Raw genomic sequence first — 14905 nt, 5'->3', positions numbered from 1 at the left:
ATCAGCCTCTCCGAAGCGTGATGACCAGATCGCCGAACGCGTCGATTTCGACGCTGTCGCCGGGATGCACGACGGTGGTCGAGGCATGCTCCTCGATCAGCGCGGGTCCCGCGATCCTATTGCCGGCCTTCAGCGCCGGGCGGTCATAAGTGGGTGTGTCGACGAAGCCGGTGCTGGCGAAATACACCGGCCGCTTGCCGCGGAACGCTTCTTTGTCCGGTTCCACGCCGCCCTTGGCGATGTGCTCGAACGGCGGCTTGCGGAGCTGGCCGATGACGGCGCTGCGCAGGCTCACGATCTCGGCTTTCTCGTGCGCGACCGAGAAGCCGTAGCGCGTCTGGTGCACGGCATCGAACAGCGCCTTGATGCCGGCGCGATCCTGCTTCTGGAACAGCTCCGTCGGCAGCTCGACCGTGACGGCGTGCTCCTGGCCGACGTAGCGCATGTCGGCCGAGCGCCGCACTTCGACGCCGGTCAGGCTTTGGCCGCGGCCGACGGTGTCGCGGCCTTGCCGCTCCATCTCGGCGAAGATTGTCTCCATCTCCGGGAACGACGCATCGGCGAGCGGCTTGAACCAGGTGTTGACGAAGTCGCGGCGCAGGTCCGCGACCAGCATGCCGCAGGCCGAGAAGTGCCCCGGCGCGCGGGGAATGATCACGGTCGCAATGGAAAGCTCACGGCCGACGGCTGCGGCATGGAGCGGCCCCGCGCCGCCATAGGCGACGAGCGCGAAGTCCGCAGCGTCGAGCCCGCGCTCGGTGGTCACCCAGCGCACGACGTGCGCCATTTTGGTGGTCGCGATGCGCAGGATGCCTTCCGCCGCCTTGACCGGATCGAGGCCGAGCGGGTCCGCGACCTTTTCGGCCATTGCCTTCTTTGCGGCTTCGAGATCTAGCGGCATCTCGCCGCCGAGGAAGCGGTCGGCGCCGAGCCGGCCGAGAATGAGATTGGCGTCGGTGATGGTCGGTTCGGTGCCGCCGAGCCCGTAACACACCGGGCCGGGCGAGGCGCCGGCGCTTTCGGGGCCCACGCGCAACGCATTGCCGACCTCGACACGGGCGATGCTGCCGCCGCCGGTGCCGACCTCCTGGATGTCGATCATCGGCATCTGCACGGGAAGCCCGGTGGCATAGCCGCCGATCAACGCCGCGCCGGTCATCAGCACGTGGCCTTCATGGATCACGCCGGCCTTCGCAGTGGTGCCGCCCATGTCGAACGCGATGGCGTTTTGCATCCCAAGCGCGTCGCACAGCACCTTGGTGCCGACCACGCCCGCGGCGGGACCTGACTCCAGCATGCGGATGCAGGAGCGCCGCGCGTCGTTGACGTCGAACAGCCCGCCGGTCGATTGCACGATCAGGAAATTGCCGCCGAAGCCTGCGTCACCAAGATGCGCTTCCATCTCGGTGAGATAGCGCTGCACCCGCGGGCCGACATAGGCATTGGCCGCGGCCGTCGAGGTGCGCTCGTATTCGCGATACTCCTGGCTCAGTTCGTGCGACGCGGTGACGAACAGCTGCGGGAATTCCTGCTCGACGATCTGTTTGGCGCGCTGCTCGTGCGCCGGATTTCGGTAGGAATGCAGGAACAGGATCGCAATCGCCTGCACGCCATCCTTGACGGCCTCGCGCACCGTCTTGCGCACCTGATCCTCGTCGAGCGGGATCAGCACCGCGCCCTGGGCATCCATCCGCTCCATGATCTCGAAACGCAGATCGCGGTCGATCAGCGGCGTGTGCTTCTCGAAGAACAGGTTGTAGGACTCCGGCCGGTTGACGCGGCCGATCTCGTAGATGTCGCGGAAGCCCTGCGTGGTGAGCAGCGCGCAGCGCGCGCCGCTCCGCTCCAGGATGGTGTTGATCGCGACCGTGGTGCCATGAAGGAACAGCCCCGCCGCCTGGAATCGCGAGCCGGCCTTGCCGACGCCGTTCTCGATGCCGGTGACGAGCCGCTGCGGCGTGGTCAGCGTCTTGCCGAGCCTGAGCGCGCCGGTGGTCTCGTCGAAGGCCGCGACGTCGGTAAAGGTCCCGCCGACGTCGGCGGACAGGCGGATGGCGGAATCACGCACGGGAGCATTCACGGGTTGTTACTCCAATCTATCCACGAGTCATTCCGGGGCGCGCGGAACGCGCGAACCCGGAATCCAGAACAGCAGGGACTGCCTCCTTGTCTGGATTCCGGGTTCGGCCCTGCGGGCCGCCCCGGAATGACAGCGGAGGATGTGTTGCCCACCTCATCTCACGCACTCATCAAAGCTTGCGCCGGCAGGTCGGTGATGAAGCTGTGTGCGGGCGCATGCGAGATGAAGAACGGCAACTTGGCGTTCTCGGCGGCGCTTTGCGGCGTGACACCGCAGGCCCAGAACGCCGGCACGATACCGGGCGGCGTCGGCGGCACCGTGCCGCCGAACAGTGGGTTTGCGAGGTCTGCGCCGATCGCGGCGGGATCGCCGAGATGAATCGGCGCGCCGTGGTTGAACGGAAATCGCGACGTCACCTGCGTCGCCGTGATCGCCTGCGGACCGGTGAGCCAGCGCATGGTCACGATCATGTCGCCGCGAAACGGTCCGGCCGGTTCGGTCGGCAGGGTGGTGCGCAGCACCCAGCGGTCCTTGTGGGTCGGCACGCCGGCATTCTCCAGTGCGCCGTCGATGCTGATGCCGGAGCCGATCAGGAAGGTGACGAGATCGTCGCACCAGAGTTCAGCGATGTCGGTGCGATCCTCGGTGCGGACGCCGTCGCGGTAGATCGCATAGCGCGCGCAGTCGGTGCGCAGGTCGGCGGTCGGCGCGAGCTTCTTCGGCGTCACGCTGCCGGGATCAGTGACTTCCAGCACCGGACAGGCGCGCTGGTTGCGCTGGCAGTAGAGCAGGAAGTCGAACGCGTACTCCCTGGGCAGGATGGCGAGATTGCACTGCACGAAGCCATGCGCGAGGCCACGGCTCGTGCCGGTGATACGGCCGGCACGAATCTCCTGGCGAACGCGTTGGCTTTCGAGCAGGGCAGGGCCCGTCATCGAGCTTTCTCCTGGCGCATGACCTGGTCCGGAAACCGGTTCCCACTTTCCGGGGTCATGCGCGGTCCTCAAGCATGACTTCGTAAATCTGCGCGTGGCCGGTCCTGTCCGACGTGAACACCACGCGCGAATTGTCCGGCGCAAAGCGCGGATGCGGATGCGTGTGCTGCGCGGCTTCGACCGCGACCGGTCCGTTGTTGTAGGGAAACGGCTCGGCCCAGTGCTTGCCCTCGGACGAAGCCTCGCTGGCGCAGAGCGGCTGCGCCTCGTCGGCCGGATCGTCGTCGAGGTGGAAGGTGTGCAGCCCGAGATCGGGAAAGTTGGTGTCGCAGACGAAGGTGTCGCCGGCATCGTCCGGCGCCGCGTGCCAGGCCGGCGAATAAGTGATCTGGCGCACCACGCCGCGGTCGACATCGACCATCTTCATACCGCGCGGCCAGTCGACGAACGCCACGGTGCGGCGGCCCGGCACCCACACCTCATGGGTGACCCACTGCATGTCGTTCTCGCGCTGATAGATGCGCCGGTTCTTCTGCCCGCTGCGGTCCGTCACCCAGACACGGTCGGTCATCGGCCCGGCGTAGAGGATCAGGTCCTCGTCGTCGGGGCAGAACTGCGGATGCCCGATGGTGTCGCGCTCGATGATCACCGACGAGGTTTTCCTCTCGGTGTCGATCAGCATGAACCGCGTCACCGGACCGGCCTTGACCGGCACCGCCCACCACTTTCCGCTGGCAGACAGCGCCGTCGTGCCCATCGCGGCGCCGACCATGCCCTTCTCGCGCATCTCGACCGCGCCGAAATCGGCAAGCTGCTCTTCCTCGAAGGTGTCGAGGTTGATCCGGAAGCCCCCGGTGCCCGCCGTGTAATAGACGTAGCGCCCATCGCCCGACGGGATGATCGACCAGTCGGCCAGATCAGCCCGGTCGGTGACCTGCACGAGCTGGCCGCTCGAACGGTCCTCGAAGAAGATCTGTGGCTTCCCTGTGCGATACGACACGAAGATCAGCCGCTTCATGGCGCGGTCGTAGGCCGGCACGAAGAAGAACGGATGGTGATGGATCGACGGATGATTCGTCACCTGCCGGATGCGCCGCCCCGATTGCGGGTCGGTGCTCTCGCGGCTTTCTTTCGGAAAATGGGCGCCTTTGCTCACAGTCTGGTCCGGAAAATGCGGCGGCTCCCGGCGGCGAATTCCGCCTGGAGCCGCATTCGCGTTGACGATCAGGTCTTATACGACTTTGCCTGCTCGATAATCTTGCCGTGATCGTAATCGTTGATCTCGTCGATAAACTCGTTGGTGTAGAGCGGCTTGATGTTCTTGATGTCGAGCCCCTGGAACTTGGCATCCGTCAGCAGCTCGTCCTCACGGATGAAGCCCATTTTGGTATTTTCGTAGGGCGGCCGGTACAGCGGGATGCGGCGCTGAGCGGCGAGCAGCACCGACTTCACCGCGTCGGCTTCGCTCGCGCCGCGCGGCGCGGTCTCGGGATACATCTTCAGGAACACGCGGGCGCCGGCCTCCGGATTGGCCAGCAGGAACTCCGAGGCCTTGTTCACGGCGCGGCCGAAGCCCACCGCGACCTTGCGGTTCTCCTTGAGGAAGCCTTCCTTCGCGCTGAGGAACAGCCCGCCGATCAGCGGGATGTTCTTCGGCCGCGGCAGCATGCGCATGCCGATGCCTGCGGCGTCGATCTGGCCGAAGCCGGTGTCGAAATAAGCCAGCGCATCGATCACGCCGCGCTGAAGCGCGACACCCGCGGTGACGCCGGCGCCGACCGCGAGCCACTGCACGTCCTTGTCCGGATCGACGCCGATGTTCTGCAGCACCGCGCGGGTCACCGGATAGTCGGTGGTGCCCAAGTCGCTGACGCCGATCTTCTTGCCCTTGAGGTCTTCGTATTTCTGGACCGCCGAGTCCGGCTTCACCGCGACGTCCCACTTATACGGATAGGTGTATTCGTAGAAGTTCACGATCGGCGGCAGCTGGCCCTTGGCGAACAGCGGGAACTGGAAGCTCGGCGTGCCGACCGCGAACTCGGTGTCGCCCTTGTCGACCGCGATCTGCGCGTTGGAGTTGGTGCCGAGCGCGAGCGGCGTGAATTGCAGGCCTTCTTCCTTGGTGTAGCCGAGCCCCTCCGAGATCAGGATGTTGATGATGATCGGATTGACCGACTTGATGCCGAAGCCCATGCGGATCTTGCGCAGCTCCTGCGCCCGCACGATGGACGGCATGGCGAACAAGCCGACACCGGCACCCATTCCTTGAACGACCTTGCGTCGATTGATCATGTGTTTCTCCCGAATGCTGTTTCTTAATGCTGCCCGCGGTCCATCCAGTGGATCAGCTTGCGCTGGGTCCGGCTGACGACGAGGTGCAGGATGATGCCGGTGGCGCCGAGGACGGTGAGCACCGCAAACACGCCGGCGACGTCCGTCACCGCCTGCGCCTTGGTGATGACGACACCCATGCCCTCCTGGGCACCGAGAAATTCCGCGACGATGGTGCCAAGGAGCGCATAGACGATGCCCATGTCCAGACCGGCAAAGATGTAAGGCGCGGCCGAGGGAAGCTTGACCAGCCGGTAGGTCTCGAACCGCGACGCCGAGAGCACCTTCATCAACTCGATCCGTTCGACGTCGGCCGAGCGCATGCCGGCGAAGCTGTTCACCAGCATCGGGAAGAACGCGAGCAGCGCCGCCATCGCGATCTTCGAGCCGTCGCCGAAACCGCACCAGATCACGATCAGCGGCGCGATGGCGACCTTGGGCAGGCTCTGCAGCGCGAAGGCGTAAGGCATCAGCGCCGTTTCGACCGGACGGAATTCCGCCATCAGCGAACCGACGATCAATCCAAGGCCTGCGCCGATCAGAAAGCCGAACAGCGCGTTCGACAGCGTGCTCCACAGCGGCAGATAGAAGCCGAGCGGGCTGGCCGGCGAAACCGCGATGCCGCTCCACAGCGCCGTGAACACGCCCTCCGGCGCCGGCAGGATGTAGGGCGGCACGTTGAGCGCCATCACGGCAAGCTTCCAGATCAGCAGCAACGCCAATGCACCGGCGATGGCGATGCCGACGTTGGCGAAGCGCTCCCTGCGGCGGCGCGACTGCGCGTTGGCGGCCGAAGCCGAGACGAGATCGAGCGCGGAAGGTTCGTGCGAGAGGTCGGTCATGACGGTCAGCCTTCGAGCAGCACGCGGATCTCGCGCGACAGCTTGACGTGTTCGGGATGGCCGAAGGTCTCGGCGGCAACGCGGGGACGCGGCAGGTCGACCTTGAGCTCGCGGACGATGCGGCCGGGTCGCGGCGACATCACCACCACACGGTCGCCGAGGAAAATCGCCTCGTCGATCGAGTGCGTGATCAGCACCACGGTCTTACGGCTCGCGAGCCAGATGCGCTGCAGCTCGGCGTTCATCTTCTCGCGGGTGAGCGCATCGAGCGCGCCGAACGGCTCGTCCATCAGAAGCAGCTTGGGATCGCGCGCCAGCGCGCGGACGATGGCGACGCGCTGTTGCATGCCGCCGGATAGCTCGTATGGATACTTGTTCTCGAAACCCTGCAGCGCCGCGATCTTCAGAAGTTCGCGCACCGGGCCTTCACGCTCGCCGATCCCGTGACCGCCGACACGCAGCGGCAGCGTGACGTTCTGCCAGACCGTGAGCCACGGCAGCAGCGTCGCCTGCTGAAACACCACGCCCACTTCGGACGACGGCCCGTCGATCGCGGTGCCGCCGAGTGAGAACGTGCCGGCGTCGGCACGGTCGAGGCCTGCGAGCAGCCGCATCAAGGTGCTCTTGCCGCAGCCCGAAGGGCCGACCAGGCAGACGAATTCGCCGTCCTCGACCGACATGTCGACCCGGTCGAGCGCCAGCACCGGCTCGCCCGATACGGTGGGATAGATTTTGACGATGGCTTTCGCTTCGATCAGGGCGCCGCTGCGCGCCAGTGCACCGGAGGCTGCGGCGCGGCCCGGCATTGTCATCGTTCCCACCGCCGTCATCGACACTTCTCCGCCCGTCGCTCTTGTCCGAGCATGATCTTTTCCGAAAACCGCTTCACACTTTTCGGGATCATGCTCTAAACCGCCGTCGAGATGGTGCCGCTCGCCTGCACGGCGCGGGCGACCTCGCGCGCGGCGTGCTGCAGGGGCGCCAGCGCCAGCTTGAGGAATTCGTCCATCGGCATGCGCACGATCGGCGCCGCGACGCTGATCGAGGCGACCGGATAACCGTCGGTGTCGAGCACCGGCACCGCGAGAACGCGCAGCCCGTTGCCGAACAGGGAGTCATGCAGCGCATAGCCGCGCTGACGGATCGTTTCGAGCGTGCGGTCGAGCTCCGCCCGCGTCAGCGCATGCGATGCCGTCTCGCCGCGGCGCGTCGGCATCGCCAGCACGCGTTCGCGGTCGCGCGGCGGCAGGAACGCCAGGATGGCGTGGCCTATGATGCCGACGCTTGCCGGAATCTGCGTGCCGATGCGGATGTCGACGCCGAGCCGCGTCAGCCCCGCGCGCACCCGCTCGACATAGAGCACGTCTCCGCCATCCATCACGCCGAGGCTTGCCGCCTCGCTGATTTCGCCAACGAGAGAGCGCAGGATCGGTCGTGCCAGCTCGCGCAGATCAGAGCGCCCGATGGCGTGCAGGCCGAGATCGACCACCTTCATGGTCAGCCGGAAGCGCTTGCTGTCCGGGACGCGGGCCACGTAGCCGAGCATCACCAGGGTGTTGAGCATGCGGAACGCGGTGCCCGGATCGATGCCGGCGGCGCGCGCCACCTCGCTCAAGGTCATTTCGGTGCGCTCGGCGCTGAAGGATTCCAGCACCCGCAGCCCCTTGGACAGCGAGTTGACGAGGTTGCGCGGGTCTTCGGTGGTGGTGCTTTCGGCGTCCGCCGTCTTGCGCGGACGCGGCAGCGCACGGGGGCGCGCGGCGGCCGCCTTGCCGCGGGGATTTCCGTTCGATGGGGTGCGATTGAGACTCAACGCGACGCTTCCACCCGTGGGCAATCCAAGTTTTCGGATTGCGAAAATATTTTTCTATCTACGAAAATGCCTCCTCAGAGGCTCTGCGTCAACGGCACGACATGACGCACCCGTATGTTTCCATTGCAGAGCGTCGCCCGGCCGGACGCTGTTTGCCGCGGCAGGTTTTGCGCTAGATTGCGTGCCCCATGATGATCGACATCTTCAACCACTTCATGCCGCAGGCTTATCTGGAGCGGCTCGGCAGCCTCATCCCGGGCCATCCGGTGCTCACGGCGTTCCCGCGGCTCAAACCGCTCTGGGACGTTGATGCGCGCCGCGCGCTGCTCGACGAGTTTCCCGGCACGCAGCATGTGCTGTCGCTCGCCAATCCGCCGCCGGAGCTGATTGGCCCGCCCGACAAGGTGCCGGATCTGGTGCGGATGGCGAACGATCTGCTGGCCGAAACCTGCCGCAAGCACCCCGACCATTTCCCGACCTTCATCGCCTCGCTGCCGATGAACAATCCGGACGCGTCGGTGGTCGAGGCGGAACGCGCGATCAAAGATTTGGGCGCGCGCGGCGTTCAGGTCTTTACCAACGTGGCTGGCGAGCCGCTGTCGGCGCCGAAATTCCGGCCGGTGTTCGCCGCGATGGTGGCCCACGATCTGCCGGTCTTCGTGCATCCGATGCGCACCGCGCAGTTCTCCGACTACGCGAGCGAAAAGGAATCGCAGAACGAGATCTGGTTCAGCTTCGGCTGGCCTTATGAGACCACCGCCTGCATGACGCGGCTGATTTACTCCGGCATCTTCGACGAATTGCCGACCTTGAAGATCGTCAGCCATCACATGGGCGGCATGATCCCGTATTTCGCCGGCAAGATTAAGCTCGGCTTCAAGCAGATCTTCTTCGGCGCGCCGGACCACAATCCGGAGGCGCTGCAGGCGGGCCTCCGGAAGCCGCCGCTCGACTACTTCAAGATGCTCTATGCCGACACGGCGTTGGGAGAGGTGGGGCCGACGCGCTGCGGCCACGATTTCTTCGGCACCGCGCACAGTGTGTTCGCGACCGACGCGCCGTTCGATTTCGAACTCGGCCGCGGGCTCATTCGCAACACCATCGCCGCCGTGAACGCGCTGGAGATTCCGCAGTCGGAGAAGGACGCGATATTCTCCGGCAACGCGAAGCAGCTTTTAAAGCTCTGAACTTTCCACGAGTCATTGCCGGGCTTGACCCGGCAATCCATGACGAGGTGCAACGAAGGCAGTCGTAAGAGTTGAATAGGCTGCTGGTGCATCATGGATGCGCGGGTCAAGCCCGCGCATGACAGCGGAGAGAGCAGCGCCAAGGACGAGAGGGAACAGGCAGGGAAATGCGAACCGAGAACATCCGGGTCAAACTCCGCGACGGCGAGATGGGCGCCTACATCGCCTATCCGGACAAGAAGCCGGTGGGTGCCGTCATCGCCATCATGGAGATCTGGGGCGTCAACGACACCATGCGCCACCACGCCCACGAGTTCGCCGAAGCGGGTTTCGTGTGTCTCGTGCCGGACCTGTTCTGGCGGCAGGAGCCGGGCGTCGAACTCTCTGACAAGAATCCGGATCACGTGCAGAAGGCGTTCGATCTCTATTACGAGTTCGACTACGACCTCGGTGTCCGCGACATGGAAGACGTCTGGCACTATCTGGAGAAGATTCTGGAGTGCAACGGCAAGGTCGGCGCGGTCGGCTACTGTCTCGGCGGCAAGCTCTGCTACCTGATGTGCTGCCGCACCGACATCGATTGTGCGGTGGCCTATTACGGCACCTATATCGAGCACCGCATCAAGGAGGTAAAGAACCTCCACCGGCCGTTCGTGCTGCACATGGCGATGAAGGACCGCTGGGTGCAGGCCGAAGTCAACGACATGCTGGAGCGGCGCCTGTCGCCCAATCCGCTGGTGACGATCCACAAATATCCCGGCGCCGACCACGCCTTTGCGCGCCACGGCGGCAAGACCTATTCGAAACCCGAAGCCGACCGCGCGCTGGCGTTGACGGTCGACTTCTTCAAAAAGCACCTCGGCTAGGAGTAAGCTCTCTCCCCGCGGTCATTCCGGGGCCGGCCGAAGGCCGGAACCCGGAATCCAGACGCGGATTCGGAGCCCCGTACTGGATTCCGGGTCCCGCGCTGCGCGCGGTCCCGGAATGACCGAGCTGAGAGAATGGAGCACGTGCCGCCATGATGAAACTCGGCTTTTTCCTTTATGGAACCGGCCACCACATCGCGTCATGGCGCGATCCCGGCGTCATGCCGAACGCCAACCAGAGCCTGAAGCACTACGTCAACATCACGCAGATCGCCGAGCGCGGGCTGTTCGATTTCGTCTTCAACGCCGACAGCAATTCGACCTTCGGCCCTGACGACCCGGACATCTGGAAGCGCACGACGGTGTCGATGCGGCTCGAACCGCTGACGTTGCTCGGCGCGCTCGCGGCGGTGACGAGCCGCATCGGCCTGATCTCGACCGCCACCACCACCTATCTCGATCCGTTCCATGTGGCGCGCATGTTCGCCACGTTGGACCAGTTGAGCGAGGGCCGCGTCGGCTGGAACGTGGTCACCTCGTCGGCGGCGTCCGAAGCGCTGAACTTCAGCCATGCGGCCCACGTGCCGCACGACCAACGCTACGAGCGCGCCGCCGAGTTCATCGACGTGGCGCAGGGGCTTTGGGACACGTGGGAGGACGACGCCCACGTCCTGGACAAGAACGGCGGGCTGTTCTTCCACCCTGAAAAACTCCACATGCTGCATCACAAGGGCACGCACTTCTCGGTGCGCGGGCCCTTGATGGTGCCGCGCTCACCGCAGGGCCAGCCGGTGATCGTGCAGGCCGGGCAGTCGGAGGCGGGGCTCGAGCTTGCGGCGCGCACCGCCGAGGTGCTGTTCACGGTGTCGCAGAACCTCGAAGCTTCGAAGAAATTCTATGCCGAGCTCAAAGCGCGCACCGCGAAGTGCGGCCGCTCGCCGGATTCCATCAAGGTCATGCCCGGCGTGCTGACGGTGGTCGGCAAGAGCCGCGACGAGGCCAGGGAAAAATTCGAGCAGCTCCAGACGCTGATTCATCCCGAGCTGGGCGTCGCGATGTTGTCCGACATCGTCGGCCTCGATCTGTCGAAATATCCGCTCGACGGCCCGGTGCCGGACGTGCCGCTGACGAATACGCAGCAGGGCCGCCAGAAGGTCGTCATGGACATGGCGCGCGCCGAGAACATGACGATCCGCCAGCTCTATATCCGCGTCGCCACCGCGCGCGGTCACCGCGTCGTGTTCGGCACCGCGTTGGACATCGCCGACGCGCTGGAGGAATGGTACCGCGGCGGCGCGGCCGACGGCTTCAACATCATGCCGCAGACTCTACCGCATGAGTTGAACACGTTCGTCGACGAGGTCATTCCGGAATTGCAGCGACGCGGCCTGTTCCGCACGCGCTACGAAGGCGCGACCTTGCGAGAGAATCTGGGATTGCCGCGGCCGCCGAACCGGTTTGCTGCGACGTCAGCCGCTGCGGAGTGATCGCGGCTGTTTGCGTTTGAGGCGGTGGCGCTACTTCACCCTCCCCTGGAGGGGGAGGGTCGCGAGCGAAGCTCGCGGGGTGGGTGATCTTCCTCGCCGCTAGGTTCACCCCACCCCGCCCGCCTTCGGCGGTCGACCCTCCCCCTCCAGGGGAGGGTGGGGCCGGTGCCACCAAAAATAGCTACGCGCTGGGCTCCGCCGCAGTGTGCGACACGGTCGCTGCATCGCCCGACGCCTTCGCCGCCTCGCGCATCTCCTGCCGTGCCTCACGGTTGAACGCCCACTGCACGGCGACGAAGAACACCGGCACCATCAGCAGCGCCAGTGCCACGACCGCGATCATGCCGCCCATCACGCCGGTGCCGAGTGCCTGCTGGCTCTTGGCGCTGGCGCCGTGCGCGATCACCATCGGCGCGACGCCCATGACGAAGGCTAAGCCCGTCATCAGGATCGGCCGGAAGCGCATCCGGCAGGCTTCGATGATGGCGTCTCGGACGGTCTTGCCCTGCTCGCGCAGCGCCTTGGCGAACTCGATGATCAGGATGCCGTCTTTCGCGGCGAGGCCGATGATGGTGATGATGCCGACCGTGAAGTAGACGTCGTTCGGCAAGCCGCGCAGCGTCGCCGCGACGACCGCGCCGAGAACGCCGAGCGGCACCGTCAGCAGCACCGAAAGCGGAATGGTCCAGCTCTCGTAGAGCGCTGCCAGCACCAGGAACACCAGCAGCACCGACAGCGCCAGCAGGAACGGCGCCTGCGAGCCGGACTGCTTCTCCTGCAGCGACTGACCGGTCCATTCATAGCCAAAGCCGCGCGGCAGTTGTGCGGAAAGGCGCTCCATCTCGCGGATCGCGTCGCCCGAGGTGTAGCCCGGCTTGGCCTCGCCGGAGATGCGAACCGACGGATAGTAGTTGAAGCCCACGATCTGCGATGGCCCGGTGGACCACTGCACGGTGGCGAACGACGACATCGGCACGAGCTGAGCGCGCGCATTGCGCACGTTGTAGGTCAGGATCTCGTCGGGCTGCATCCGCGCCGCGCGGTCGGCCTGCACGATGACGCGCTGCATGCGGCCGCGGTTCGGATAATCGTTGATGTAGGCCGAGCCGAGATTGGTCGAGACGGTGTTGTTGATCTCCTCGAAGGTCACGCCGAACGCCGCGGCCTTCTCGCGGTCGATCAGGAGCTCGATCTGCGGCGCGGGAGGCAGGCCTTCGACGTAGACGCCTGCCAGGACCGGGCTCCGCGCCGCGGCGGCGAGCAACTGGTCTTTTGCACGCATCAACTCCGCATAGCCGCGCTGGCCGCGGTCCTGCAGGCGGAAGCTGAAGCCGGACGAATTGCCGAGATTGTCGATCGGCGGCGGCTCGAGCGCCGAGACCTTGGCGTCGCGGAACGTCGCGAACTGCCGGTTGATGTCGGCGGCGATCTGTTCGACCGTGTCATTCTCGCCGCGCTCGGACCAGTCCTTCAGCGTCACGAACGCCTGCGCGGTGTTGGCGCCCTGGCCGAGAAAGCTGAAGCCGGTGAGGAACGTCACCGTTTCGACGCCTTGGCGTTTGGCGAGAGCCTCCTCGACGCGTTTGACGGCCTCCAGCGTGCGTGGGAACGCCGCGTCGGACGGCGTCTGCACGTCGGTGGTGAAGAAGCCCTGGTCGTCGACCGGCAGGAAGCCGCCCGGCAGCCGGGTGAAGGCGAAGCCGATCACGACCAGCATGACCGCGTAGATCGCCATGAAGCGGCCGGCGCGCAGGATCGACCAGCTCACCAGTCCGCCGTAGCCTTGCTTCGCCTGCTCCATGCGGCGGTTGAACCAGCCGAACAGGCCGCGCTTGGCGTGATGGTGCCCGGCCTCGACGGGCTTGAGCAGCGTCGCACACAGCGCGGGCGTCAATGACAGCGCCAGCAGCGCCGAGAAGCCGATCGCGGCGATCATCGTCACTGAGAACTGGCGGTAGATGATGCCGACCGAGCCCGGGAAGAACGCCATCGGGACGAACACCGACATCAGCACCAGCGTGATGCCGATGATGGCGCCGGTGATCTGGCCCATCGCTTTGCGCGTTGCTTCCTTCGGCGACAGCCCTTCCTCGGACATGATGCGCTCGACGTTCTCGACCACGACGATGGCGTCGTCGACCAGGATGCCGATGGCGAGCACCATGCCGAACAGCGTCAGCATGTTGATCGAGAGGTCGAGCATCAAAAGCGTGGCGCAGGTGCCGAGCAGCGCCACCGGCACGACGATGGTCGGAATCAGCGTGTAGCGGATGTTCTGCAGGAACAGCAGCATCACCAGGAACACCAGCACCACGGCCTCGCCGAGCGTGGTCAGCACCTTGTTGATCGAGGCCACCACCACCGGGGTGATGTCATAGGAAATGTTGTGCTTGATGTTGGCCGGGAAGACGTTCGACAGCTCGTCCATCTTCGCCTTGACGGCCTTCGCCGTGGCGAGCGCGTTGGCGCCGGGCGCGAGCAGCACCGTCAGGCCCGCGGTCGGCTGGCCGTCCACCCGCGTGCTGAACTGATAGCTCATGCCGCCGACTTCGATGCGGGCGACGTCGCGCAGCCGCACCGTCGAGCCGTCGGCATTGGCGCGCAGCACGATGGAGCCGAATTCGTCCGGCGCGTCGAACTGCCCCTTCACCATCACCAGCGCTGAGATCTGCTGGCTCGACTGGCTGGGCTCCACGCCGATGCTGCCCGAGGCGACCTGGGCGTTCTGCGCGTTGATGGCCTTGGTCACGTCGTCGGTTGTCAGGTTGTAGCCGACGAGGCGGTTGGGATCGATCCAGATGCGCAGCGCGCGTTCGGTCGAGTAGAGCGTGGCGCGGCCGACGCCCGGGATGCGGCGGATTTCGCCGAGGATATTGCGCACCAGGAAGTCGCCGAGGCCGACCTCGTCGAGGCTGCCGTCGGTCGAGCGCAGCGTGATGATCTGCAGCACCGCGCTGGAGGCTTCCTCGATCAGGATGCCCTGCTGGATCACCGAGCGCGGCAGCCGCGCCTCGACGCGCTTGATGCGGTTCTGCACCTCGACCGAGGCCTGCTCGGTGCGGGTGCCCGGCACGAAGTTCGCCGTGATCTCGACCTGGCCGAGCGAGTCGCTGGTCGATTCGAAGTTGAGGATGCCGCCCGCGCCGTTCAGCTCCTCTTCGATCAGCCGCGTGACGCTGTTGTAGAGGTTCTCCGGCGAGGCGCCCGGATAGCTGGTGCTGATCGAGATCGACGGCGGCGCGATGATCGGATATTGCGCGACCGCGAGGAACGGAATCGCCAGCAATCCGCCAAGACAGATCAAGAGCGCCACGACCCACGCGAAGATGGGCCGGTTGATGAAGAATGCGGGCATCGGTCCTCG

At 65.6% G+C, this 14905-nt stretch carries 11 protein-coding genes; 3 read left to right on the top strand and 8 right to left on the bottom strand.

Going from position 1 to position 14905, the window contains the following annotated elements:
- Position 1: 1 nt before the first annotated feature.
- From RHPLAN_RS36770 to RHPLAN_RS36740, 7 genes are all read right to left on the bottom strand, one after another.
- Positions 2-2068 carry a hydantoinase/oxoprolinase family protein gene (locus RHPLAN_RS36770; RefSeq protein ID WP_198164640.1) on the bottom strand — a complete coding sequence of 689 codons (2067 nt, stop codon included), beginning with the start codon at positions 2066-2068 and terminating at the stop codon, positions 2-4.
- Between the two features lie 170 nt (positions 2069-2238).
- Positions 2239-3015 (bottom strand): D-glutamate cyclase family protein, encoded by a 777-nt coding sequence (locus RHPLAN_RS36765; RefSeq protein WP_068029610.1) that lies wholly within the window; start codon positions 3013-3015, stop codon positions 2239-2241.
- Positions 3016-3070: 55 nt separating this feature from the next.
- Positions 3071-4171 carry an oligogalacturonate lyase family protein gene (locus RHPLAN_RS36760; RefSeq protein WP_068029608.1) on the bottom strand — a complete coding sequence of 367 codons (1101 nt, stop codon included), beginning with the start codon at positions 4169-4171 and terminating at the stop codon, positions 3071-3073.
- Between the two features lie 68 nt (positions 4172-4239).
- Positions 4240-5307, bottom strand: a complete 1068-nt coding sequence (locus RHPLAN_RS36755; RefSeq protein ID WP_068029606.1) for an ABC transporter substrate-binding protein — start codon at positions 5305-5307, stop codon at positions 4240-4242.
- Positions 5308-5330: 23 nt separating this feature from the next.
- Positions 5331-6188: an ABC transporter permease gene (locus tag RHPLAN_RS36750; RefSeq protein WP_068029604.1), complete on the bottom strand. Its 858-nt coding sequence runs from the start codon at positions 6186-6188 to the stop codon at positions 5331-5333.
- Between the two features lie 5 nt (positions 6189-6193).
- Entirely contained in the window at positions 6194-7018 is an 825-nt protein-coding gene (locus RHPLAN_RS36745; RefSeq protein WP_237179995.1) for an ABC transporter ATP-binding protein, read from the bottom strand.
- A 77-nt stretch (positions 7019-7095) separates the two neighbouring features.
- Positions 7096-8001: an IclR family transcriptional regulator gene (locus tag RHPLAN_RS36740; RefSeq protein WP_237179994.1), complete on the bottom strand. Its 906-nt coding sequence runs from the start codon at positions 7999-8001 to the stop codon at positions 7096-7098.
- Between the two features lie 188 nt (positions 8002-8189).
- Here RHPLAN_RS36740 and RHPLAN_RS36735 point away from each other — a divergent pair, with 188 nt between their 5' ends.
- The 3 genes from RHPLAN_RS36735 (at position 8190) to RHPLAN_RS36725 (ending at position 11541) form a co-directional block, all read left to right on the top strand.
- The gene (locus tag RHPLAN_RS36735; RefSeq protein ID WP_068029600.1) at positions 8190-9188 is read left to right on the top strand and encodes an amidohydrolase family protein; all 999 of its coding nucleotides are present in this window, start codon (positions 8190-8192) and stop codon (positions 9186-9188) included.
- A 167-nt stretch (positions 9189-9355) separates the two neighbouring features.
- Positions 9356-10054 carry a dienelactone hydrolase family protein gene (locus RHPLAN_RS36730; protein WP_068029596.1) on the top strand — a complete coding sequence of 233 codons (699 nt, stop codon included), beginning with the start codon at positions 9356-9358 and terminating at the stop codon, positions 10052-10054.
- A 152-nt stretch (positions 10055-10206) separates the two neighbouring features.
- Positions 10207-11541, top strand: coding sequence for an LLM class flavin-dependent oxidoreductase (locus RHPLAN_RS36725; protein WP_068029593.1), 1335 nt, complete (start codon positions 10207-10209; stop codon positions 11539-11541).
- A gap of 181 nt (positions 11542-11722) precedes the next feature.
- On the opposite strand, the gene RHPLAN_RS36720 is transcribed toward RHPLAN_RS36725, so the two are convergent.
- On the bottom strand, positions 11723-14896 hold the full coding sequence (locus tag RHPLAN_RS36720) for a multidrug efflux RND transporter permease subunit (protein WP_084246294.1): 3174 nt from the start codon (positions 14894-14896) through the stop codon (positions 11723-11725).
- Positions 14897-14905: the final 9 nt, after the last annotated feature.

Origin of the sequence: Rhodoplanes sp. Z2-YC6860, assembly GCF_001579845.1 — a bacterium.
In the GTDB taxonomy this organism is placed as follows: Bacteria; Pseudomonadota; Alphaproteobacteria; order Rhizobiales; family Xanthobacteraceae; genus Z2-YC6860.
This window is presented reverse-complemented; position numbering and strand designations above follow the sequence as displayed.

Coding starts and splice junctions, on each gene's coding strand:
- RHPLAN_RS36765 (WP_068029610.1), bottom strand. CDS start 3,015: ATGACGGGCCCTGCCCTGCTCGAAAGCCAACGCGTTCGCCAGGAGATT.
- RHPLAN_RS36755 (WP_068029606.1), bottom strand. CDS start 5,307: ATGATCAATCGACGCAAGGTCGTTCAAGGAATGGGTGCCGGTGTCGGC.
- RHPLAN_RS36750 (WP_068029604.1), bottom strand. CDS start 6,188: ATGACCGACCTCTCGCACGAACCTTCCGCGCTCGATCTCGTCTCGGCT.
- RHPLAN_RS36745 (WP_237179995.1), bottom strand. CDS start 7,018: ATGACGGCGGTGGGAACGATGACAATGCCGGGCCGCGCCGCAGCCTCC.
- RHPLAN_RS36735 (WP_068029600.1), top strand. CDS start 8,190: ATGATGATCGACATCTTCAACCACTTCATGCCGCAGGCTTATCTGGAG.
- RHPLAN_RS36730 (WP_068029596.1), top strand. CDS start 9,356: ATGCGAACCGAGAACATCCGGGTCAAACTCCGCGACGGCGAGATGGGC.
- RHPLAN_RS36725 (WP_068029593.1), top strand. CDS start 10,207: ATGATGAAACTCGGCTTTTTCCTTTATGGAACCGGCCACCACATCGCG.
- RHPLAN_RS36720 (WP_084246294.1), bottom strand. CDS start 14,896: ATGCCCGCATTCTTCATCAACCGGCCCATCTTCGCGTGGGTCGTGGCG.